Source organism: Sulfitobacter sp. TBRI5 (genome assembly GCF_051013555.1).
Lineage (GTDB): Bacteria > Pseudomonadota > Alphaproteobacteria > Rhodobacterales > Rhodobacteraceae > JL08.
This window is the reverse complement of record NZ_CP112884.1, coordinates 2459059-2479763: the sequence shown is the minus strand read 5'-3', so window position 1 is coordinate 2479763 and position 20705 is coordinate 2459059. Positions and strand designations below refer to the sequence as shown.

Annotated in this window: 22 protein-coding genes; 7 read left to right on the top strand and 15 right to left on the bottom strand. The window is 61.2% G+C overall.

Annotation, left to right across the window (positions count from 1 at the left end; genetic code table 11):
* Position 1: 1 nt before the first annotated feature.
* The 4 genes from OLX72_RS12470 to OLX72_RS12455 form a co-directional block, all read right to left on the bottom strand.
* Complete coding sequence (locus tag OLX72_RS12470) at positions 2 to 478, bottom strand: (2Fe-2S)-binding protein (protein WP_114870976.1); 477 nt, start codon at positions 476 to 478, stop codon at positions 2 to 4.
* On the bottom strand, positions 475 to 1338 hold the full coding sequence (locus OLX72_RS12465) for an FAD binding domain-containing protein (protein WP_114870977.1): 864 nt from the start codon (positions 1336 to 1338) through the stop codon (positions 475 to 477). Before OLX72_RS12465 ends, OLX72_RS12470 begins: the two co-directional genes overlap by 4 nt.
* A gap of 80 nt (positions 1339 to 1418) precedes the next feature.
* Entirely contained in the window at positions 1419 to 2897 is a 1479-nt protein-coding gene (locus OLX72_RS12460) for an aromatic amino acid lyase (RefSeq protein ID WP_433988779.1), read from the bottom strand.
* Entirely contained in the window at positions 2897 to 3904 is a 1008-nt protein-coding gene (locus OLX72_RS12455) for an ornithine cyclodeaminase family protein (RefSeq protein WP_433988778.1), read from the bottom strand. Before OLX72_RS12455 ends, OLX72_RS12460 begins: the two co-directional genes overlap by 1 nt.
* Positions 3905 to 4284: 380 nt before the next feature.
* Between OLX72_RS12455 and OLX72_RS12450 the strand changes: the two genes are divergently transcribed.
* Both OLX72_RS12450 and OLX72_RS12445 read left to right on the top strand, forming a co-directional pair.
* Positions 4285 to 5088, top strand: a complete 804-nt coding sequence (locus OLX72_RS12450) for a phytanoyl-CoA dioxygenase family protein (protein WP_433988777.1) — start codon at positions 4285 to 4287, stop codon at positions 5086 to 5088.
* Between the two features lie 45 nt (positions 5089 to 5133).
* The gene (locus tag OLX72_RS12445) at positions 5134 to 5649 is read left to right on the top strand and encodes a GNAT family N-acetyltransferase (RefSeq protein WP_433988776.1); all 516 of its coding nucleotides are present in this window, start codon (positions 5134 to 5136) and stop codon (positions 5647 to 5649) included.
* An 85-nt stretch (positions 5650 to 5734) separates the two neighbouring features.
* Here OLX72_RS12445 and ptsP read toward each other — a convergent pair whose 3' ends face one another.
* Complete coding sequence (ptsP, locus tag OLX72_RS12440) at positions 5735 to 7978, bottom strand: phosphoenolpyruvate--protein phosphotransferase (protein WP_433988775.1); 2244 nt, start codon at positions 7976 to 7978, stop codon at positions 5735 to 5737.
* Between the two features lie 14 nt (positions 7979 to 7992).
* Positions 7993 to 8205: a hypothetical protein gene (locus OLX72_RS12435; protein WP_433988774.1), complete on the bottom strand. Its 213-nt coding sequence runs from the start codon at positions 8203 to 8205 to the stop codon at positions 7993 to 7995.
* 29 nt (positions 8206 to 8234) lie between these two features.
* Here OLX72_RS12435 and OLX72_RS12430 point away from each other — a divergent pair, with 29 nt between their 5' ends.
* Entirely contained in the window at positions 8235 to 8903 is a 669-nt protein-coding gene (locus OLX72_RS12430; RefSeq protein ID WP_114870983.1) for an ureidoglycolate lyase, read from the top strand.
* Here OLX72_RS12430 and OLX72_RS12425 read toward each other — a convergent pair.
* From OLX72_RS12425 to OLX72_RS12405, 5 genes are all read right to left on the bottom strand, one after another.
* Positions 8900 to 10138 (bottom strand): aspartate kinase, encoded by a 1239-nt coding sequence (locus tag OLX72_RS12425; RefSeq protein ID WP_114870984.1) that lies wholly within the window; start codon positions 10136 to 10138, stop codon positions 8900 to 8902. The genes OLX72_RS12430 and OLX72_RS12425 overlap by 4 nt on opposite strands.
* A 197-nt stretch (positions 10139 to 10335) precedes the next feature.
* Entirely contained in the window at positions 10336 to 10740 is a 405-nt protein-coding gene (locus OLX72_RS12420; protein WP_114870985.1) for an OsmC family protein, read from the bottom strand.
* Positions 10741 to 10854: 114 nt separating this feature from the next.
* The gene (locus tag OLX72_RS12415; protein WP_433988773.1) at positions 10855 to 11499 is read right to left on the bottom strand and encodes an SDR family NAD(P)-dependent oxidoreductase; all 645 of its coding nucleotides are present in this window, start codon (positions 11497 to 11499) and stop codon (positions 10855 to 10857) included.
* Positions 11500 to 11502: 3 nt separating this feature from the next.
* A complete protein-coding gene (locus OLX72_RS12410; RefSeq protein WP_114870987.1) occupies positions 11503 to 11934 on the bottom strand; it encodes a DUF1178 family protein in 432 nt (143 codons plus the stop codon).
* 70 nt (positions 11935 to 12004) lie between these two features.
* Positions 12005 to 12478, bottom strand: coding sequence for an NUDIX hydrolase (locus OLX72_RS12405; RefSeq protein WP_114870988.1), 474 nt, complete (start codon positions 12476 to 12478; stop codon positions 12005 to 12007).
* A gap of 188 nt (positions 12479 to 12666) precedes the next feature.
* On the opposite strand from OLX72_RS12405, the gene modA reads away from it, so the two are divergent.
* Genes modA through modC form a run of 3 tightly spaced genes read left to right on the top strand, consistent with a single transcriptional unit; the run spans position 12667 to position 15210 of the window.
* Entirely contained in the window at positions 12667 to 13416 is a 750-nt protein-coding gene (gene modA, locus OLX72_RS12400; RefSeq protein ID WP_114870989.1) for a molybdate ABC transporter substrate-binding protein, read from the top strand.
* On the top strand, positions 13416 to 14114 hold the full coding sequence (gene modB, locus OLX72_RS12395; RefSeq protein WP_433988772.1) for a molybdate ABC transporter permease subunit: 699 nt from the start codon (positions 13416 to 13418) through the stop codon (positions 14112 to 14114). The genes modA and modB overlap by 1 nt, the downstream gene beginning before the upstream one ends.
* Positions 14107 to 15210 carry a molybdenum ABC transporter ATP-binding protein gene (modC, locus tag OLX72_RS12390; RefSeq protein ID WP_433990462.1) on the top strand — a complete coding sequence of 368 codons (1104 nt, stop codon included), beginning with the start codon at positions 14107 to 14109 and terminating at the stop codon, positions 15208 to 15210. Before modB ends, modC begins: the two co-directional genes overlap by 8 nt.
* Positions 15211 to 15281: 71 nt before the next feature.
* Here modC and OLX72_RS12385 read toward each other — a convergent pair whose 3' ends face one another.
* On the bottom strand, positions 15282 to 16049 hold the full coding sequence (locus OLX72_RS12385) for an EcsC family protein (protein WP_114870992.1): 768 nt from the start codon (positions 16047 to 16049) through the stop codon (positions 15282 to 15284).
* A gap of 51 nt (positions 16050 to 16100) precedes the next feature.
* Positions 16101 to 16595, bottom strand: a complete 495-nt coding sequence (locus OLX72_RS12380) for a GNAT family N-acetyltransferase (RefSeq protein WP_114870993.1) — start codon at positions 16593 to 16595, stop codon at positions 16101 to 16103.
* Between the two features lie 91 nt (positions 16596 to 16686).
* On the opposite strand from OLX72_RS12380, the gene OLX72_RS12375 reads away from it, so the two are divergent.
* Positions 16687 to 17292 carry a flavin reductase family protein gene (locus OLX72_RS12375; protein WP_114870994.1) on the top strand — a complete coding sequence of 202 codons (606 nt, stop codon included), beginning with the start codon at positions 16687 to 16689 and terminating at the stop codon, positions 17290 to 17292.
* Between the two features lie 259 nt (positions 17293 to 17551).
* Here OLX72_RS12375 and OLX72_RS12370 read toward each other — a convergent pair whose 3' ends face one another.
* Positions 17552 to 18856: a ferredoxin reductase family protein gene (locus OLX72_RS12370; protein ID WP_433988771.1), complete on the bottom strand. Its 1305-nt coding sequence runs from the start codon at positions 18854 to 18856 to the stop codon at positions 17552 to 17554.
* Positions 18857 to 18931: 75 nt separating this feature from the next.
* Positions 18932 to 20560, bottom strand: a complete 1629-nt coding sequence (locus OLX72_RS12365; RefSeq protein WP_114870996.1) for a SulP family inorganic anion transporter — start codon at positions 20558 to 20560, stop codon at positions 18932 to 18934.
* Between the last annotated feature and the right edge of the window lie 145 nt (positions 20561 to 20705).

The following is a 20705-nucleotide window of genomic DNA, read 5'->3' as shown; positions in this document are numbered from 1 at the left end:
CTTATGCGCTCCTCATCTCTGCCGCGGCGATCTGAACCGCCTTGATGATCTTGTCATAGCCGGTGCAGCGGCACAGGTTGCCCGCCAGCCAGTACCGGATTTCGGTTTCGCTCGGATCCGGGTTCTTGGCCAGCAATGCCTTGGCCGCAACCAGAATGCCCGGCGTACAGACACCGCATTGCAAGGCCGCCTTTTCGATAAAGACCCGCTGCAACACATGCAGGTTGTCCCCGTCGGCCATGCCTTCGATGGTTTCAATCTCGGCGCCGTCGGCCTCGGCCCCCAGCACAAGGCACGAACAGACAAGACGGCCATTCAGCATCACGCTACAGGCACCGCAATCGCCTGTGCCGCAGCCTTCCTTGGCGCCTGTCAGGTTCAGACGGTCGCGCAGCGCATCCAGCAGCGTTTCATCAGGGGCGCAGATAAACTCGGCCTCGTCGCCGTTGACGGTCGTGGAAACGTGGAAATTCTTCATGATCTTTCTCCCGCACGCGCATAGGCGATCAGGGCGGCGCGTTTTGCCAACACGCCTGCCGTTTTTGTCCGAAATTCGATTGTGCCGCGCTTGTCGGTGATCGGGGAACACACCGCCTCGACCTCGGCCACCAGTCTGGCCACGGCTGCATCATCCAGTTTGGTGCCCACCAGCGCCGCACCCGCCTTGGGCACCATAACCACCGTCGGGGCCACTGCCCCCACCGCGACCCGCGCCGCAACACAGGTGCCATCAGCGTCCAGCTCAACGCTCACGCCGGCCGAGGCAACGGCAATGTCCATTTCCGTGCGCGGAATGAAGCGCAAATACGCATCCGATGCCCGTGCAGGCCGCGCCGGCAGAAACACCGAGGTGATGATATCGCCCTTTTCAAGGTTCGTCTTGCTTGGCCCCTTTGGAATATCCATGACAGACACGTCGCGCGTGCCCTTGACCCCGTGAATGCGCACCATGGCATCTGCTGCAAACATCGCGGGCACACTATCGGCGGCGGGTGATCCGTTGCACAGGTTGCCCGCCATCGTGGCGCGCCCCTGCACTTGCGTTGATCCGATAAGTTCCATCGCCTCGACCACACCGGGCCACATCGCGCTGACGCCCCCATGTTCACCCAGTTGCGCACCTGAAACCGCAGCCCCGATGCGATATCCACCGTCTTCTTCGGTAATGGCGCGCATGCCGTCCAGATGTTTCAGATCGACAATCAGGTCGGGTTCAACAACCTCTGATTTCAACTGCACCAGCACATCGGTGCCCCCCGCCAGAATACGGGTGATACCCTGTTCTTTGGACAGAATTGCCGATGCCTCTTCCAGATTTTGCGGTCGTTCGAATTTCATGGGATCCCCCTGCGTCTTTCGCTGACAGTCTAGCCGAGATTTTTGTACGATTAAACCTGAGGCTCAGGTAGTCCCCATTTTCAGATTTCACATGTTTCTTGCGCGCAGACACGCTCCAGCAAGCGGCTTGCAACGTCAATGTCGCCACCCAAAGGCCGGTCAGCCTGAACCATCGCCACCTCTGCGCGCAACGCCGCATACAATTCGCCCGCCAAACCGGCGGGGCAGGTACCGCGCAAATCCATCGCCTGCGCCGCCACCACCGCCTCGGCCCCGCACAGCAATGCAAAGGGCATGCCTTGCTCACCCAGCTTGATCGCCGCGGCGGGGGTCATCGCCGCCATATCCTCGACCGTATCCGACACCGGTGCCGGATCAAGCGCGGCAGGCATGGCGTGGCGGCGCACATCGCCCAGCAGGGCCGCCGCCGTTTTCTGCAACGGCACCATCCCCGCCGATGCCCCGCCCACCGGGCTGAGGTATTTTGGCAATCCGGTCAGATCGGGGTTCATCATCCGCTGTATCCGCTGAACCGACCCATTGGCCACCATGGCCATCGCAAGCGCCACATGATCCAGTGCCAGCGCCAGGGCTGGTGCATGAAAATTCGGCGTCGATACCATTGCCTGACGGCCCAGAACCACAGGGCTGTCGGGTGTACCGTTCGCCTCATCCTGCCAGATCGCGGCCGCCCGCGCGCCGGCATCCACCGCCGCGCCCAGAACCGGCGCCACCACCCGAAAGCTAAGCGCATCCTGAATGCGGCGCGGCGCATTTTCGGTGTCCATGATCTGCGCCCCGAACCATGCTGCCACATCCGCCTGACCCGGCGCAGGGCGCAGCGCATTGATTTCAGGCGCAAAAATATCCCGATTGGCCCCGTAGCCTGTGTAAGACAATAGCGTTGCCGCACGCGACTGGCGCAGGTTCTGTCGGGTCTGAAACAGCGCCTCGCCGGCCAGTGCGGTACTCAACCCGCCGTGATTGATCAGGGCCATCGCATCTTTTGGCTGCAACTCCGGAACCGTCAGACCGGCCCCTTCCAGCGCCGCGCCCGCCTCTGTCAGGACACCATCAACCCAGATATCGCCCTGCCCCAACAGTGCCAGCGCCCATACCGCGTTCTGCGTCAGATCCCCCGCCCCGATCGACCCATAGCGCGGCACAACAGGCGAAAGCCCAGTCGCAAACACCGCACATAAATGATCAAACACCGGCAGCGACATTCCCGAATGTCCCGCACAGGCCGACAGAATACGCGCCAAAAGCACCGCGCGCCCCGTCTGCTCTGGCAGCGGCGCGCCCGTGGCCACCGCCCGCCCCGCAATCAACTGGTGCTGGAACGCGGCAATATCCTCGGGTGCAATCCGGTGGCCCAGATTGGCCCCCAATCCGGTGTTCAGCCCGTAAACCGGCGCCGCCCCCGCAGCGGCGGCATCCACCACACGGCGCGCCTCTGCCAGACGCGCGCGCACATCGTCCTGCACATCAAGCTGCCCGCGCCGTGAAAGCAGCGCGGCAAACGCCTCAAGCGTGACGGGCTCCGCGCCCAGCATCATCACGCAAACCTCAGCCGCTGGCCGATTCCCATTGCGGCGGCCTTGCCCAGCATCATATGGCCCAGCGCGATATCGGACAAAGACAGCCCGCGATGCCAGAACAATATGGTTTCATCCGCGCTTTCCCGTCCCGGTTTCTCCCCGGCCACGATCTGTCCCAATTCGGCGTGCAAATTGTCCGCCGTCAGCTTGCCCGCGTCCACATGCGCCCGCAAGGCGCCGAAAATCCCGTGCGCCTGCCCCCAGTCGTCCATCACGACCTTGTCCATGATATCCGTCAGGTTCAATTCGACCGTCGACATCGTGCCATAGGGAATGACCAGCGCGCCCTTTTTGACCCACTCGGTTTTGAACATCACCTTGGGCTCGGGCAGGCGCGATGCCTCGACCATGATGTCGGCGCCTTCCAGACAGCTTTGCCAATCCTCCGTCACCACGATCTTGCGCCCCAGATCGGCCTCCAGTTTCGCGGCAAAGGCCTCGCGGCTTTCGGGGCGGCGCGAATGCACGCGCACCTCTTCAAAATCAAACAGGTGGCACAGCAGGCGGATATTCCAGTAGGCCGTGCCGCGTGCGCCGATATGGGCCAACACCTTGGGGTTTTTAGGGGCCAGATATTTCGCGCCCAGCGCAGTGATCGCGCCGGTGCGCATTTCGGTGATGCCGGTGGCATCCACCAGCGCCTTTGGCGCGCCGTTGCGCGGATCAAACAGGGTCAGCAGCCCGTATTCGCTGGGCCGCCCGTCCTTGTAGTTGTCGACAAAGTCGCCCACCACCTTGACCCCCGCGCTGTCGATCTCGCCGCCGATCCAGCCGCGCAAGACATTGAAATGCCCCTCGACGCCGGCGCGCGGGCGGATATGGGTGCGCGGTTCAATCTCGGTCTCGCCGCGGCCCTGCATGGTCAGGCTGTCTTCGATCGCAGCCAGAATTTCGGCGTCCGTCAGCGCCAGATCTTCGATATCGAACCGGTTGAGATAGTCGAAATAAACCGGGGGCATTGTCATGGCATGTTCCTTTTGCAATCGCGGTCAGGTCAGGCAGAACCTTTCGCCGCAACTTCAATCGTTTCCGCCAGCCAAGGTCCAGCCTTGATTTATCGCCGGACTGCATTCAGGGCCCTTCCGCGCAGGATTTCCAACCGCAGGCAGCGCATTTAAAGCCCGCGCTGCGCGCCATCTGGTGCAATGTGGGTAAAAACAGCATATAATCGCTTTTGTGAAAAAAATTCGGGCTATTTCCCTAAATTTCGAGCATATAAATCGCATTACGTGCTGCTATCCCCCACTCACCTCTATAGTTTTCCATCTAAAAAACGCCACACACCACTCTGGACTTTCGCCAAAGCAGGCCACACAGTCGCGCCATCCTGCTAGCGGAGCATTCCATGCCACATCCCCTGATTTCGCAATCCGACATCGACACCTTCCAGAAGGACGGCGTCGTCATCATTCGCGGCCTGTTCGCCGATCATGTCGATGCCCTGCGCGACGGTATTGCCCAAAACATGGCCGATCCCGGCCCCTATGCCGCTGAAAACCTGAAACAGGGCGAAGCAGGGCGGTTTTTTGATGATTACTGCAACTGGCAGCGCATCACCCCGTTTCAGGACGTTATCGCGCGATCCCCCGCCGCCGAAGTGGCCGCAGACCTGATGCAATCGGACCGAGTGCAGATGTTCCACGATCACGTTCTGGTCAAGGAACCCGGCACGTCCAAACCCACCCCGTGGCACAGCGATGGCCCCTATTATTTCGTAGAAGGCCGCCAGACCGTCAGCTTCTGGTCGCCCGTCGATCCGGTGAAAGAGGCCAGCCTGCGCTGCGTCGCGGGCAGCCACATGTGGCCCAAACCGGTCCTACCGACGCGCTGGTTGTCCGAAACCAGCTTCTATCCCAACGAAGATGATTACATGCCCGTACCGGACCCCGACGCCGAAGGCATGGATATCCGCGAATGGGATATGGCACCGGGCGATGCTGTGGCCTTTCACTACCACGTACTGCACGGCGCGCGCGGCAATACCAGCACCGCCCGGCGCCGCGCGTTTTCCCTGCGCCTTGTCGGGGATGATGCGCGCTATGTGTCCCGTCCGGGGCCGACCTCACCACCGTTTCCGGGCCATGACATGCAAGACGGGCAACGCCTGCGCGAAGACTGGTTTCCGGTGCTTTACACCCGTGATGCATAGCCCTGCCCTGCGCGCCGTCCCTCACAGCACCGCCACCGAAACCCGATGATCATCCGCGAAACAACCCCCGGCGATATGGCGCAGATCATGGCGCTTTACCCGCAGGCCTTCCCGGAGGAAGACCTGACACAGCTTGTGACCCGTCTGCTGGCCTGCGATGCACAGCTTCTGTCGCTTGCCGGTTTTCAGGGCGATACCCTGATGGCGCATCTCCTGTTCTCGTTCGGCGATACCCAACCGGGCTTGCAAAGGGGCGCGCTTTTGGGGCCACTGGCGGTTGCGCCGCCACAACAGAAACAGGGGCGGGGCAGCCAACTTGTGCGTGCCGGGCTGGATCAGCTTGCCGCCATCGGCATTGCACAGGTTTTTGTCTTGGGCGATCCGGCCTATTACCGGCGTTTCGGGTTTATGCCGGAACGCGATGTGATGCCGCCCTGTCCGGTTCCCGATGCATGGGCGGACGCATGGCAATCGCTAGTGCTGGCGCAACAGGCCCCGTTACAGGCAGGAACGCTTTCACTGCCCGCACCTTGGATGGATCCGGCAGTCTGGGGTCCGTAATACGCGCCCCCTTGCCGTTCTTTTTTGCCAACAATACGGAAAATCCAACACTGGCGCCCAAAACCGGCCATCCCGTTTGAACGCATTACCCCTGTGCGCGCAGATATTCCATGATCGCCGGACGCACCGACATGTCACCGCGATGGCGCGCGTCCGCGATCACCTGGCGTACCTCGTCCAGATTGACACGGCGCAACAGGCTTTTGACCGGCCCGATCGAGGCCGGGCGCATCGACAGGGTGCGCAACCCGATGGCGGCCAGACACATCGCTTCGATCGGGCGGCCTGCATCTTCACCACAAAACGACAGCGGCGTGTTCGAGATAGCGCAGCGCTCCACGATCTTTTCGATCAGGCTCAGGAAACTGACGTTCAGCGTATCATAGCGCCGCCGTACCCGTTCGTTTTCACGATCCGCGGCAAAGAAAAACTGTTTCAAATCGTTGCCGCCGATCGACAGGAATTCGACCTCATCAAAAAACTTCTGCGGCGCGAACGCCAGTGACGGGGTTTCCAGCATCGCCCCGATTTCAATGGTTTCCGGCAGCACATGGCCCAGCCGTTTTTCGCGCGCAATGGTCTTGTCCACCTCTGCCCGCGCGGCGCGGTATTCTTCGAACTGCGCCACAAACGGGAACATGACGGTCAGCGGGCGCCCGTTGGCCGCGCGCAACAGCGCCTGCAACTGCATCCGCATGATCCCCGGCTTGTCCAGCCCCACACGGATCGCACGCCAGCCCAGCGCGGGGTTGGGTTCGTCCGTCGGTTTCATATAGGGCAGGACCTTGTCCGATCCGATATCCAGCGTGCGAAACACCACCCGTTTGCCGTGCGCGGCATCCAGAACCCGCGCATAAAGCGCGGCCAGTTCGGTTCTGGTGGGCATCTTGTTGCGCACCAGAAACTGCAATTCCGTCCGGAACAGGCCCACACCTTCGGCGCCCGACCCGTCCAGCGATGGCAAGTCCGCCATCAGGCCGGCATTCATATGCATCCCGATCACGGCACCGCATCTGGTTTCCGCAGGCTTGTCGCGGATCGATGCATAGCGTTCCAGCGCATCCGCCTGCATCGCGATCTTGTCGCGAAACGCGGTGACAACGCTGTCATCGGGGCGCAGATGCACAACACCCTGATCCCCGTCGACCATGACATGATCGCCGTTCAGCGCTTCGCTGATGATCCGGCCCGCCCGCACCACCAACGGGATGGCCAGCGCCCGTGCGACAATCGCCGCGTGGCTGCCCACGGATCCCTCTTCCAGTACGATCCCGCGCAGCGACCGGCCGTAATCCAGCAACTCTGCCGGACCGATATTGCGGGCGATCAGGATCGGATCAGCCGGCATTTCCGCGCCGGTTTCGCTGCCCTGCCCTGTCAGGATGCGCAGCAACCGGTTGCTCAGATCATCCAGATCGCTCAGCCGTTCGCGCAGATAGCTATCCTGCGCCTGTCCGATGCGGCTGCGCGCCAGCGATTGTTCCTTTTCCACCGCCGCCTCGGCCGAAAGACCGCGGGCAATGTCCTCTTCCATCCGGCGCATCCAGCCTTTGGAATTGGCGAACATCCGGAAGGCTTCCAGCACCTGGCGTTGTTCCTTGTCCCCGATCGCCGCCATATCCAGCATCTTGTCCACGCCAACGCGCAATTCCTCGACAGCGTTTTGCAGGCGTTTCAATTCGACGGCGGGATCATCTGCAATCGGATTTGCGACGACAACACGCGGTTCATGCAGCCAGACATGGCCCTCTGCCGCACCTTCCTGCCCGGTGGTGCCACGGATCAGCACCGGTTGCTGGTGACGTGCGGACAATGCAGCACCTTCACCAACAAACGCGCCCAGTTCCGTCATTTCGGCCAGAACCATCGCAACCACTTCCAGCGCATAGACCTCATCGGCGGAAAATTCCCGGGCTTCGCGCGATTGCACCACCAGCACGCCCAGCGCCTCGCCCAATCGTTGCACGGGGATGCCCAGAAAGGATGAAAACACCTCTTCTCCGGTTTCCGGCATGTAGCGAAAGCCTTTGGCACCGGGTGCATTCGGGGTGTTGATGATCTGGCGGCTTTTTGCGACGCGCCCCACCAGACCTTCGCCCAGTTTCATGCGGGTTTGGTGAACTGATTCCGGTTTCAGCCCTTCGGTGGCACACAATTCCAGCGTCACGTCATCGCGAAACAGATAGATTGAACACACTTCGGACCGCATGGAATCCGCGATCAGATGCGTGATCTTGTTCAGACGAGCCTGCCCGGCTTCATCGCTGGCCATCGCATCGCGCAAACGCCCCAGCAACCGGCGGCTTTCTGATTCTGTGCGTTCCGGCATTACATCATCCAAACCTAGACGTCAGGCACCGCTTGGCTGGCACCCAGCGCCACTCTATAGAACAGCGCGTGTGAAAGCGAAACGCCATTTCTGCCTGCATGGCCATTTCCGTTGCCCGCCCCGCGCAAACCTGCCGAAAAATTACGCATGTAACCGATGTTCCCTGATCGCTTGTACCGATGATGAGAATTGATCTGTCCTTTCAAAGCAATATAGAATTCTTCCATCGTGGCGCATCAATCAAGGGCCAGTTCCCATGAACCAACCGCAATACATCTTCGAAGCCAGTTCAAAACCATCATTGCCATGGCACGAGGTTCCGCTGGTGCGCGCGACCGATGCAACGGTCAAAGGATACGGATGTCTGGTGGATGATCCGGCGGCATTCGATATCGAAATCACCCGCTGGCCCCAGCAGGGCTGGCGCCCCATCGACGAAGGCACCGGCGACGAAGGCGGCTTTGTCGAGGGCACATTCAAGTGCGACTGGAAAGGTGATGTTCTCTATGGCGAGAACGAAGCCGTCTCAGGGCATTATGTTCTGGGGTGGTCTGCCGATCCGCAACAGGCTCAGAGCGATCGCCAGACTGCACCCCGTGATCAGGTTCTGCTGTGGCACATGAATTACCACCCCGACGGGGGACAGCTATTTTTTCCCTTGGACAACAAGCCCTTTGTCGTGCCCGTCGCGCTTCCCGGTGACAACCTGACCCCGGACAAGGTGATCGCATTCTGGTGTGACGGCGCGCAGGGTCTTTATATCCACGCGGGCATCTGGCACGAAGGCGTGTTTCCAACGCAGGATCAGCAGCGTTTTCTGGATCGTCAGGGTGCCGTACACGCGCGTGTCAGCGCTGATATCGGAACCGAATTCGGCGTTTACCTGTGTTGCCCGCTTGTGGCGGACAAGCTCAGAACGCTTTAGCCGGCTTTTTCCAGCTCGAACGCGTCGTGCAGCGCCTGCACTGCCAGTTCCATGTATTTGCGGTCGATCAGCACCGAAATCTTGATCTCGGACGTGGTGATCACCTTGATGTTGATCCGTTCGTCGCTCAGAACCTTGAACATCTTGGCCGCCACACCGGTGTGGCTGCGCATCCCGATACCGACAACCGAAACCTTGGCCACATCCGTGTCCGCGATCAGATCGTGGAAATTCAGCACGCCGGACTCCTTGATATCGGCCATGGCCTTTTGCGCACGTGCCACCTGATCGGTCGGGCACGAAAACGTCATGTCGGTGCGCCCTTCTTCGGAAATGTTCTGCACGATCATGTCCACGTTCACGCCCGCATCGCTGAGCGCGGTAAAAATCAGCGCGGCAATCCCGGGGCGGTCGGCCACCGACACCAGCGTCATCTTCGCCTCGTCGCGCGAATAGGCCACACCGGCCACTACATTGCTTTCCATGATCTCATCCTCATCACACACCAGCGTTCCCGCCGTGTCAGATTGTTCCTCGAAACTGCTCAGCACCCGCAGCTTGACCTTGTAACGCATCGCCAGTTCAACAGACCGGGTCTGCAACACTTTCGCCCCCAGCGATGCCAGTTCCAGCATTTCCTCGAACGCGATCTTGTCCAGCTTGCGCGCCTTGGACGTGATGCGCGGATCGGTCGTGTAAACCCCGTCCACGTCCGTATAGATATCACAGCGTTCCGCCTGAAACGCGGCGGCAAAGGCCACGGCTGTCGTATCGCTGCCGCCCCGCCCCAATGTGGTAATGCGCCCTTCGGGGCTGACGCCCTGAAATCCGGCCACAACCGCCACGCGCATGCCCTGGGCAAACCGCGCGCGGATGTTTTCGGGGGGAATATCCTCGATCCGGGCGCTGGAATGGGCCGATGTGGTTTTCACCGGCACCTGCCAGCCCTGCCAGCTGCGCGCCGGAACATCCATTTCCTGCAGGGTCAGCGCCATCAGTCCGGCGGTGACGTTTTCACCCGAAGACACGACCGCATCATATTCGCGCGCGTCAAACAGGGGCGATGTCTCTTGCACCCAGCCGACCAGTTCGTTGGTTTTGCCCGACATGGCCGACACGATCACGATCACATCATAGCCTTTGGCCACTTCCACGCCCACGCGCTTGGCCGCCCGCCTGATCCGGTCCAGCGTGGCAACCGATGTGCCACCGAATTTCATCACAAGAACCGGCATTGATCTTCCTTCACACGCCTTGAACGGGGCGGGTTTACGCGGCGGCGCGTCCAAGGGCAAGTGGCACAGCGCGCCGGATGTGCAGGTGCGACATCAGATCAACAATAGGGGTTTGACGCATATGTCAAAGGTCAGCCATGCCCCCTTGACCGGCCCGCACCGCAGCGCAATCGGATTGGTTGGAACGCAGCAGCCCGCTATGGGGCAGACACCACTGAAACGGGTATGCCGTTGGTAAGGGAATTGCTGACCATGCAGCTTTTCTTTGCCTGCTCGACAATGGGCGCCGGATCAGACCCGTCAAGAACAGAGCATTTGACCGTCATAAGGGCAGAAGTGGCCAACAGCGGTGTGCCCTCCAGTACTAGCGACACCTGAACCGAAATCTCGGACAGCTCTGCACCTAGCTCTTGCGCGACGTATCGTAAATCATTGCAAAAACAACCGCCTATAGCCAGCGCCAGAAGCTGTGCACCGTTAAACCCAAGGCCAAGGCCACCGGCTTTTCCCTCCGGTCTATCGGCAATGATCGTGTGACATCCCGCCCAGCCGACTGCCGCGCCGGTGCCGGGCAGATTTCGCAATTGTACATCGACTTGCATGGGGCATCTCTCAACCGAAGATGCTGAAACTGTCCTGCAATCGGATCGGCCGTGTCAAGCCGGATGATCCAGTTCAACCCGCCGCTTGGCGAACTTGGCGTCCGCTCAAAGCGCTTAAAACGCGTGCGCCTGCCCATCCCAGGTTTCAAAACAGCCCGTGGTGGCTAGTGACAAATCCGCAAACCGCTGCACCAGACCACCGGCTGCCTGATCAACCGTGATCGAAGCGGAAGGCCCGCCCATATCCGTCTGCACCCAACCGGGATGGTAAATGCCAACGGCAATGCCCGCCGGTTTCAGATCAACCGCAAGGTTCCGCCCAAGGTTCAGCGCCGCCGCCTTGGACCCGCGATAGATGTAACTGCCCCCCGGCGCATGGGTATCCGATGCCATCTGCGATGAAATAATCGCGATCTTGGGCCTATCCGACAGGCGCAGGGACGGTAGCAGTCTCTGAATGCTCAGAAATACGCCCGTGACGTTGGCGGCAAAGGTCTGTGCCCACATATCGGCCCCATACCCGTCCGCAAGGGATTGCCCCTTGTCCAGATATACGCCCGCATTGCACACCAGCAGATCAATTGCCCGCCCGTCCATCGCCCGCGCCAATGCCGCGTGACTGTTCGGGTCGGTCACATCCAGCATCGCATCGCCCGATCCGTCGCGCGCCGTACCGGTCACATCCGCCCCGTTCGCGCGATAGGTTGCCGCCAGCGCGGCGCCGATGCCGCGATTGGCCCCCGTAATCAAAACATGCATGGATCAGTTCACCTTCCGGTTTGGGCTAAAGGGCAGCGGTGCTACCGGCACGCCTTCATCCATCAGCTTTTTCGCATCTTCAAGACGCGCCTCGCCATAGATTGCGCGTTCCGGCGCCGTTCCCTCGTGAATCGCGCGCGCCTCTTCGACAAACCTGTTGCCCACATAATCCGCGTTCTTTTCGATGGTTTTGCGCAATTCCGCCAGTGCCTGTTGCGCGGGCGACGCCGGTTCAGACAAGGCGCGCTCGGGCTTTTGCACGTTTGCCACGGCAGAATTCACTCTGGGTGACATCACCGCCTTGGACACAGTGCCATCGCCACAGACCGCGCATTCGATCAGGCCCGCGCGGTGCAGTTTTTCAAACGCATCCGCCGACTGGAACCAACTGTCAAAGCTGTGGCCGTCCTTACATTTCAAAGCATACTGGATCATGCGTGATACTCTTGGTCTGACACGCCATACTTAAGCCTGCAAAGGCCAAGCGCAAGCATCCTGATCCGGATCAGCGCAACATCTTGGGGTCAAAATCACGCACAATGCGCGCCAGTTCCGGTTCTTGCAGCATTTGCGCCGCCTTTTTCTGGCTGAACCACTTGCGCCGGCGCTCTCCAGCCTCGGGATAGTCTGATTGCAGCGATTTCACCGCAACAGGATACACCATCGCCACGCAGGGCAACCCGGCTTTCGGCGCGATCACTTTGGTATAGGAATAAAGCCCAAGGCAGCGATCATATGCCTTGCCGACAACGCCCGCCTCTTCCCACGCTTCCTGCATCGCACTTTGCGCAGGGGTTTGCCCGTCCATCGGCCAGCCCTTGGGCACAATCCAGCGCCCCGTGCCGCGCGATGTGATCAACAGAACCTCGATCTTACCACTTTTCACACGGTAGCACAGTGCTGCAAACTGGGTGCGCACATCGCTCTTGTTATCGGCCCGAACTGAAATGGGCAATTGTTTGACAAAAGGGGCAGTCATTGGCCCATACCTGTTTTTTTTAATAGTCATACATGAATAATGGCACAGAATGAAGTGTCTTTTGCTTTATTAATCCCTCTATTGCGTCCTTGCCAACTCGGTTTTATCGTTGCGCGCGGGGATTTTACACCGAATTTCGCCCGCCAGAGCAGACTTTGCCACCCGACCGGAAGGATAAACGAGGCCAGATGACCTTAAGGCTCAACATCCGGGTGCTGGTCTGTGCTGTGGTCATGCTGTGCGCGCCTGTCGCACAGGCCGACACGCCGGTGACCGTCTTTGCCGCCGCTAGCCTCAAGACCGCTCTGGATGATATAGCAGAGGATTGGCAGGGCAATGTGACGCTGTCTTATGCCGGCAGCGGCGCGATAGCCCGCCAGGTGGCCCAGTCCGCTCCCGCCGATCTGGTCATTCTGGCCAATCCGCAGTGGATGGTCTGGTTGCAGGATCAGGGCATCGTCAACCCGGACGAAACCCGCATGATACTGGGCAACACGCTGGTTGTGATCGCCCCCGCAGGCCACGATCCAATCGCAGCCGACCAGCCCGGTGTTCTGCTGAAGACGCTTAACGGCGGGCGGCTGGCCACCGGCCAGACCGACAGTGTTCCCGCCGGCATCTATGCCCGCGCATGGCTTGAAACCGCCGGGCTTTGGCCCGAACTGTCCGCACATCTGGCCGAAGCCGAAAACGTGCGCGCCGCGCTGGCCTATGTCGCGCGCCAAGAGGCCCCTTTGGGCATTGTCTACGCCAGTGATGCCATTGCCGAACCCGCCGTATCGGTGGTTTACAATGTGCCGTCCGATCAGCATCCGCACATTCGCTACGCCGCCGCACCACTGACAACGGAGGGCGCGGCTTTTCTGGATTTTCTCGACACGGCCACAGCCAGATCGGTGTTTGCCGCCAATGGCTTTGTGCCGCTGGATCCGTCCTGATGGCCCTGAGCGAAGCTGAATGGACGGCCCTTGCCCTGTCTTTGCAAGTATCGCTGACAGCGACGCTGGTGGCGCTGCCGCTGGCCTTGTGGGTGGCGTGGGTGCTGGCGCGCAAATCGTTCTGGGGCAAATCGGTGCTGAACGCGGCGGTGCACCTGCCGCTGGTTTTGCCCCCTGTCGTCACCGGCTACCTGCTGCTGATCGGCTTCGGGCGCAACGGGCCGGTCGGGGCCCTGCTGTATGACTGGTTCGGCATCAGCTTTGCCTTTCGCTGGACCGGCGCGGCGCTGGCGGCGGGCATCATGGGCTTTCCGCTGATGGTGCGCGCCATTCGCCTTGCGATCGAAGCGGTCGATCCCCGTCTTGAACAGGCCGCCGCAACGCTTGGAACACCGGGCCATGCCATCTTTGCCCGCGTCACCCTGCCCCTGATCCTGCCCGGTGTTCTGGCGGGCGCGGTCATGGGCTTTGCCAAGGCCATGGGCGAATTCGGTGCCACGATCACCTTTGTCGCCAATATTCCCGGCCAGACCCAGACCCTGCCCTCGGCGATCTACGCGTTCCTGCAGGTGCCCGGCGGGGAAGGCGCGGCCGCGCGACTGGTAGCACTTGCGCTTATCGTTGCGCTGGGAGCTGTTGTGGTGTCGGAATGGCTGGCGCGCCGTGTCGCGCGCCGGATTGCGGGGCAGGATGCTTGATGTCGCGCTGACCCACCGCCTTGGCGCGTTCCGCCTTGATGTGGCCTTTCACGCCGGCGCGGGCGTGACGGCGATCCTCGGGCGCTCGGGCGCGGGCAAGACCACGCTGGTCAATGCCATTGCCGGGCTGATCACACCGGATCAGGGCCATATAAGGCTGGATCAGACCGATCTTCTGGACACCGCAAAGCGCATCAACCGCCCCTCGCACCAGCGAAATCTGGGCTATGTATTTCAGGACGGGCGCCTGTTTCCCCATCTGAATGTCGCCCAAAATCTGGAATTCGGGCTGCGCTACGCAGCCGCCCCGCTGTCACGCGCCGCGCGCGCCGAACTGATCGATCTGCTGGGCATCGCCCCCCTGCTGAACCGCCGCCCCGCGGCCCTTTCAGGGGGCGAAAAACAGCGGGTGGCACTGGGACGCGCCCTGTTTCCCGCCCCGTCCCTGTTGTTGATGGATGAACCGCTGGCCGCACTGGACGGCCCCCGCAAGGAAGAAATCCTGCCCTATCTGGAACAGTTGCGCGATGCGCCCGGTGGCGCGGTGCCCATTCTTTACGTCAGCCATGCGGTCGATGAAATCGCCCGCCTTGCCGACCGGATCGTGCTGCTGCAACAGGGGCAGGTCGCCACGCAGGGCGATGTGTTCGATGTTCTGTCCGATCCGGCGGCGGTGCCGCTGATCGGTGTGCGCGAGGCCGGATCAATCCTTGTTGCGACCGTGACAGATCATGCGCCGGACGGGCTCAGCACTCTCACGACCAGCGCCGGCGCGCTGGAACTGCCCGGTGTGGCGGCCCCGATCGGCGCGCAGGTGCGCCTGCGGGTGCTGGCGCAGGATGTGATCCTGTCGCGCAGCCGCCCCGAAGGCCTCTCCTCGGTCAATATCCTGCCGGTCACCGTCACAAGCATCCACACCGGCGAAGGCCCCGGCGCCGCCATCGCGCTCAGCGCCGGACAGGACCGCCTGCTGGCGCGCCTGACATTGCGCGCGGTGCGCGAACTGGGCCTTGCCCCCGGCGTGACATGCCATGCCATCGTCAAAGCCACCACCGTGGCACGTGGCAGCATCGGATTGACACGCCCTACGCTTTAGGGCGGCAGCCTGTCATTCTTTTTGCCAAAAATACGGGAAAGCCCGCGCTACGTTTGCAGCGGCCGGCGCGCTCAGCGATCCGCAGGCCGGGCCGCGATCATCCGCGTTCGCAACCGCTCGACCAGATCGGCGTGGGCCACATCGCCGTCAATCGCCAGTTTGCGCAATCCGAAATGCACATGCGCGATTTCCTGATAATAGCTGGTGTAGGCATAATTCGTCGCCGCGCCTGCAACCGCGCCCAGCACCGGCACGGTCTGCGCCGCCAGCTTTTGCCCCAGCACCGTAGCCAGCCGTGGCGCGATCCGCGCAATCAGCCCCTGCACCGCGCCGCCGGTCAGCGCCAGACGCACCGACAGAAACCCCAGATCAGCGCCATCATCGTTGGCCAAAGGCCCTGCCGCGGCAAAGACCTGAATGCAATCGAACTGGACATTTTCCGCCGCGGGGTCGAAATCATATTCCTTGGCCACACCCTGAATAGCACGCAACAACACAGTTGTCGTCACCGGCAGTTCCGCAAGCGCCGTGGGCAATCCGCCAAAGCCGCCCGCAGCCCCCATGGCGGTGGCCGCTGCGGTGTTCAGCCATCCGGCCTGATCGGGCACCACATCGCGTGACCCCTGCGCGGCACGCATCGCGATTTTTAGCGCTCTGGCCGCCCCCTCTTCCAGACCGGCGCGTACCGGACGAGGCAGTTGATCCAGCAATCCTTCGGCCTTGCCGCCAAACAGGGTCAACACCTGCACGCCGATGCCGCCCGCCGCACGATAGCGCAGCGCCAGCCGGTCAAGTTCGGCATCAACATCGATCGGGATCAGTTCGGTTGTATCGTGCATTCTTGCGGTCCTTTCAGGGTGCCTTACAGATCGGCACCCGCACGCGCGCTTTCAAGCCTTGGCCGCCCAGGATCGCACCGTGCCCGTCACATCGCGCCAGCCGTCCGGTTGCAGATCATGGCCCAGAACGCGTTCCGGGTTGGTGGGGGGCGGCATGTCGACACCGCTGAGACGCGCAAAGCCGAATCGGCTGTAATAGGGCGCATCACCCACCAGCATCACCCGTTGCCAGCCGCTGGCGCGCGCCAGACCCAGACTGTCGGCGATCAGCACCCCGCCCAGACCTTCGCCCTGACGGGTCGGGTGCACCGCGACCGGCCCCAGCAACAGCGCCGGTGCAGGCCCGACCCAGACCGGCCAGAACCGGATCGCGCCCGCCAGAATACCATCCGGATCACGCGCAACCAGCGACAGATCGGCGACGGCGGGCACACCATCACGCAGACGGTAGGACGACAGCGCCTCGCGTCCGGGCGCAAAGCACAGATCATAAAGCGCCTCGACCTCCCAGTAATCTTCGTCCTGCTCTGGTTGCAGATGATACACCGCCCGTTTCCCTTCGGCCCGTTTTTCGCGCTTGGTGGTGGCCTTCGCCCCGACACGGCGCTAGGGATGGGGCAAAAGACAGGAGAGTGCAATGTTCTACCGCCCCGCCGATGGCCACGGCCTGCCCCACAATCCGTTCAATGCCATCGTGACACCGCGCCCGATCGGCTGGATTTCGACCCGTGGTGCGGACGGTTCAGAAAATCTTGCACCCTATTCGTTCTTCAATGCCGTGGCCTATGTGCCGCCGCAGGTCATGTTTGCCTCGACCGGGGCCAAACCGGATCGCGGCCCGACCAAGGACAGCGTTGCCAACATCCGCGACACCGGCGTGTTTTGCGTCAACATCGTGGAATATGAAATGCGCGATGTGATGAATGTCAGTTCGGGCACCTATGACAAGGACGTGGACGAATTTGACCGCGCCGGCATCGCGCGCACCGAATGCCGCGAAATTGCCTGTTCGCGCGTGTCCGATGCCCCCGCCGCGCTGGAATGCCGGCTGAACCAGATCGTGCCCCTGCTGGGGGAAAGCAACTTTCTGGTTCTGGGCGAAGTCGTTGGCATCCACCTGCGTGACGATTGCCTGAAAGACGGCCGCTTTGACGTGACAACCTATCAGCCGCTGGCGCGGATGGGGTATCGCGATTACACCCATGTGCGCGATGTGTTCGAGCTTAAACGCCCGGATGATTAAGGTTTCGGCGGCTTAGTTGCGCGCGAAAGGCCCGCAATTTTCCAAGGATCAGCGCAATTTCCGCCATTCCGGCCGGCAGATCGCGCAGATGTTTTCGCATGCGAAACAAGCTAATGAACCGTTAAAGGTTAATTTTTGCAGGCCTTTCCGCCGCACACCCTAACGCAGCGCAAAGACGATCAGAACCAGAACCAGCGTGATGTTCAACGCGGTGATGGCGCGGGAAACGCGCTGGCGCAAAGGACGGTTTCGCGCAGACCTAATCATATTCGAACCGTTCCGACAGAATGCGCGAAGATGGCGTACCGCGCGCGATCAGGGCATCTTCGACGCTGTCCAGCATTGCCTTTGGGCCGCAGAGTACAAAAACCCAGTTTTTGAATGCATCCTCTGAAAACGCACGATCCAGCACCCCGGCATCGACATATCCGGTTTCCCCGGCCCAGCCTGTCGGCGGTTCGGACAGCACATAGGTGACATCTTCGCCATTCAGGTCACTTTGGCAGGCGATCTGCTGTTCTGTCCGGTTGGCGTAGATCAGCTTGCGCTGGCGCGGATCACCGGTTGCGCGCATCTGCCGGATGATCCCCAGCAGCGGCGCAATCCCCACCCCGCCTGCAATCAGCGCCACACCGGGTTCATCGCGCCCCGAAACCGAAAGGTTGCCATAAGGCCCGTCAAGATAGGCGCGCGTGTCCGGCCTGATCTGTCCGATTGTGTCGGTGAAATCACCCAGTTCCTTGATCAGAAAAGACATATCAGGCCCTTCAGCGGGGGCGGAACTGATCGAAAACGGGTTTTCCTTTAGGGAAAAGGTACTGTTGCCGACATTCAGCCAGACAAACTGGCCCGGCTCATAGGTCATGCCCGCATGCCCTTGCGGTGAAAGTGTCAGCTCCCATTGTTTGGGTGTCATCTGAACAACCGATGTAACGCGCCACGGCAACCGGCGCTGTCTCAGCGGAACAATCAGGTAGACATAGACCAGTGATCCCGCCGCGACGGCCGTCATTGTGCCCCATAGCCAGACCAGTTCGGGCTGCGACCCATAGCGCCCCGCATAGATGGTGTGATGAAACAGCAGCAAGGCGATTACCAGCGCCCCCAGCCCGTGCATCAGCCGCCATGTTTCGTATTTGTAATCCAGTTGCGTGCGCGCGATGGCCAGTAGGACAAGGCTGGGCAACAACAGGAATGCAGCGATGCCGGTGACCAGATCGGAAAAATCGGTAGTGAGTGTCATCCGCCGCATCGAATCCCATGGCCGCACGCCCCCTGCGGGCGAGCCAGCGTAGAGAAACGGGTGCAGCAGCGCAAAGGCCAGCGCGGTGCGCGCCATCATCTGATGAAACCGCATCGTCACGTCCATGCCGATGCCTTTGGATATGCTTTTGAAACGGCCCGACAGTACGAATTCGGTCAGGATGATCGAAAACGCCAATATCCCAAGACCCGAGGCGAGTTCCTGCCGGAAAGGGCGCGGCGCACCCCCGACCGCCCAGGACAGTATCAGGGGCAGCGTGACCGAAATGGCATAAAAACCGATAAGAAAGAATGGCTTCATGCGCGCCAGTCTACACAGACGCCCGCACCCGGATATGATCTGGCTCAAGCGCGGGTCAGGGCAACTCAGCGCGGATCAGTGCCCGCCAAGAATCCCCGTGCGCACGGAATAATTCACCGCAAGTTCGTAATCGGGGTCATCATCGCTGTCGACCATCAGGTGCCCCGCCTTCTTCAGCAGACGGTGGCAATCACGGCTGAGGTGGCGCAACTGGATCTGTTTGCCCTGCCCTTCGTATTTCAGCGCCACGGCTTCGATCGCCTGAAGCGCGGACTGATCCACAACGCGGCTGTCGGCAAAATCGACAATCACCAGATCAGGGTCGGATTTGGGATCGAACAGTTCGGCAAACCCGTCGCTTGACCCAAAGAACAATGGCCCCTGAACGCGGTATACCTTGGCGCCTTCGTCGGAAATGAATGTGTTGGCGTGAATGCGGCGCGCATTGTTCCACGCATAGGCCAGCGCCGACACGATCACCCCGACCACGACAGCCACGGCAAGGTCCTCCATCACCGTGACAACCGTGACCAGACCGATCACGAACGCATCCATTTTCGGCACGCGGCGCAGGATGGTCAGCGAATTCCACGCGAATGTCCCGATGACCACCATGAACATGACGCCGACAAGCGCCGCCAGCGGGATCAGTTCGATCACCGAGGATCCGACCAGAATGAACAGCAACAAAAACAGCGCCGCCGCGATGCCCGCAACCCGCGTGCGACCTCCCGATTTCACGTTGATCATCGATTGTCCGATCATCGCGCACCCGCCCATACCGCCAAAAAACCCGGTGACGGTGTTGGCCACGCCCTGGGCGATACATTCCTGGCTTGCCCCGCCACGCCGCCCGGTCATTTCCCCGACAAGGTTCAGCGTCAGCAGGCTTTCGATCAGGCCGATGGCGGCCAGAATAACCGCGTAAGGCAGGATGATCTTGAAGGTTTCAAAGGTCAGCGGCACCATCGGGATGTGCAGGCTGGGCAGCCCGCCCTTGATCGAGGCAAGATCCCCGACGCGGGGCACATCAAGCCCGAATCCGATCACCACTGCAGCGACAATCCCGATACCCGCCAAAGGCGCCGGCACGATGCGCGTGATGCGCGGCATCACCCAGATGATCGCCATCGTCGCCGCCACCAGCGCCAGCATCATATAAAGCGGCATCCCCGAAAGCCATTCGCCACCCGACATGCCGTGGCCTGTATCCACCATCGTGCCCGGCACCTTGAACTGGCTCATCTGGGCCAGAAAAATAACGATCGCCAGCCCGTTCACAAAGCCAAGCATCACCGGATGCGGCACCAGACGGATGAATTTGCCCCACTTCATGATCCCGGCAAACATCTGCAGCAGCCCCATCAGCACCACGGTCGCAAACAGATATTCGACGCCGTGCTGGGCCACCAGCGCCACCATCACAACGGCCAGCGCCCCGGTGGCGCCCGAAATCATCCCCGGACGTCCGCCGATCAGCGCCGTGATCAGCCCGACCAGAAACGCGGCGTAAAGGCCCACCAGCGGGTGGACACCCGCGACAAACGCAAAGGCCACAGCTTCGGGCACAAGGGCCAGTGCAACGGTCAGGCCGGCCAGAATTTCAATGCGCAACCGGTCCAGTGTCAGCCCGTCTTCGGGCATCCAGCGCAGATCGGGCATGGCAATATGCGTGGCAAACGAGGCCAGAATGGCTTTTTTCATCGGACGATCCTGTAGGGATTGGGGCTAAGCGCTCGCGCGTCCTTAGACGGAACCGGGCCGGAATGATACCTTTTGCACGCGGGATGCTGCCATGCGCCTGACGCATAGCGCCGTCTGACCGGCCAGAAACCCGCCCGGAACGGGT

Excerpts from the sequence above, each read along its gene's own strand:
- OLX72_RS12450 (WP_433988777.1), top strand. The coding sequence starts at position 4,285 with ATGCCACATCCCCTGATTTCGCAATCCGACATCGACACCTTCCAGAAG.
- OLX72_RS12470 (WP_114870976.1), bottom strand. The coding sequence starts at position 478 with ATGAAGAATTTCCACGTTTCCACGACCGTCAACGGCGACGAGGCCGAG.
- modB (WP_433988772.1), top strand. The coding sequence starts at position 13,416 with ATGGCCCTGAGCGAAGCTGAATGGACGGCCCTTGCCCTGTCTTTGCAA.
- modA (WP_114870989.1), top strand. The coding sequence starts at position 12,667 with ATGACCTTAAGGCTCAACATCCGGGTGCTGGTCTGTGCTGTGGTCATG.
- OLX72_RS12430 (WP_114870983.1), top strand. The coding sequence starts at position 8,235 with ATGAACCAACCGCAATACATCTTCGAAGCCAGTTCAAAACCATCATTG.
- OLX72_RS12425 (WP_114870984.1), bottom strand. The coding sequence starts at position 10,138 with ATGCCGGTTCTTGTGATGAAATTCGGTGGCACATCGGTTGCCACGCTG.
- OLX72_RS12435 (WP_433988774.1), bottom strand. The coding sequence starts at position 8,205 with ATGGAAGAATTCTATATTGCTTTGAAAGGACAGATCAATTCTCATCAT.
- OLX72_RS12420 (WP_114870985.1), bottom strand. The coding sequence starts at position 10,740 with ATGCAAGTCGATGTACAATTGCGAAATCTGCCCGGCACCGGCGCGGCA.
- OLX72_RS12460 (WP_433988779.1), bottom strand. The coding sequence starts at position 2,897 with ATGATGCTGGGCGCGGAGCCCGTCACGCTTGAGGCGTTTGCCGCGCTG.
- OLX72_RS12415 (WP_433988773.1), bottom strand. The coding sequence starts at position 11,499 with ATGCATGTTTTGATTACGGGGGCCAATCGCGGCATCGGCGCCGCGCTG.
- OLX72_RS12445 (WP_433988776.1), top strand. The coding sequence starts at position 5,134 with ATGATCATCCGCGAAACAACCCCCGGCGATATGGCGCAGATCATGGCG.
- OLX72_RS12385 (WP_114870992.1), bottom strand. The coding sequence starts at position 16,049 with ATGCACGATACAACCGAACTGATCCCGATCGATGTTGATGCCGAACTT.
- OLX72_RS12410 (WP_114870987.1), bottom strand. The coding sequence starts at position 11,934 with ATGATCCAGTATGCTTTGAAATGTAAGGACGGCCACAGCTTTGACAGT.
- modC (WP_433990462.1), top strand. The coding sequence starts at position 14,107 with ATGCTTGATGTCGCGCTGACCCACCGCCTTGGCGCGTTCCGCCTTGAT.
- OLX72_RS12370 (WP_433988771.1), bottom strand. The coding sequence starts at position 18,856 with ATGAAGCCATTCTTTCTTATCGGTTTTTATGCCATTTCGGTCACGCTG.
- OLX72_RS12375 (WP_114870994.1), top strand. The coding sequence starts at position 16,687 with ATGTTCTACCGCCCCGCCGATGGCCACGGCCTGCCCCACAATCCGTTC.
- ptsP (WP_433988775.1), bottom strand. The coding sequence starts at position 7,978 with ATGCCGGAACGCACAGAATCAGAAAGCCGCCGGTTGCTGGGGCGTTTG.
- OLX72_RS12365 (WP_114870996.1), bottom strand. The coding sequence starts at position 20,560 with ATGAAAAAAGCCATTCTGGCCTCGTTTGCCACGCATATTGCCATGCCC.
- OLX72_RS12405 (WP_114870988.1), bottom strand. The coding sequence starts at position 12,478 with ATGACTGCCCCTTTTGTCAAACAATTGCCCATTTCAGTTCGGGCCGAT.
- OLX72_RS12455 (WP_433988778.1), bottom strand. The coding sequence starts at position 3,904 with ATGACAATGCCCCCGGTTTATTTCGACTATCTCAACCGGTTCGATATC.
- OLX72_RS12465 (WP_114870977.1), bottom strand. The coding sequence starts at position 1,338 with ATGAAATTCGAACGACCGCAAAATCTGGAAGAGGCATCGGCAATTCTG.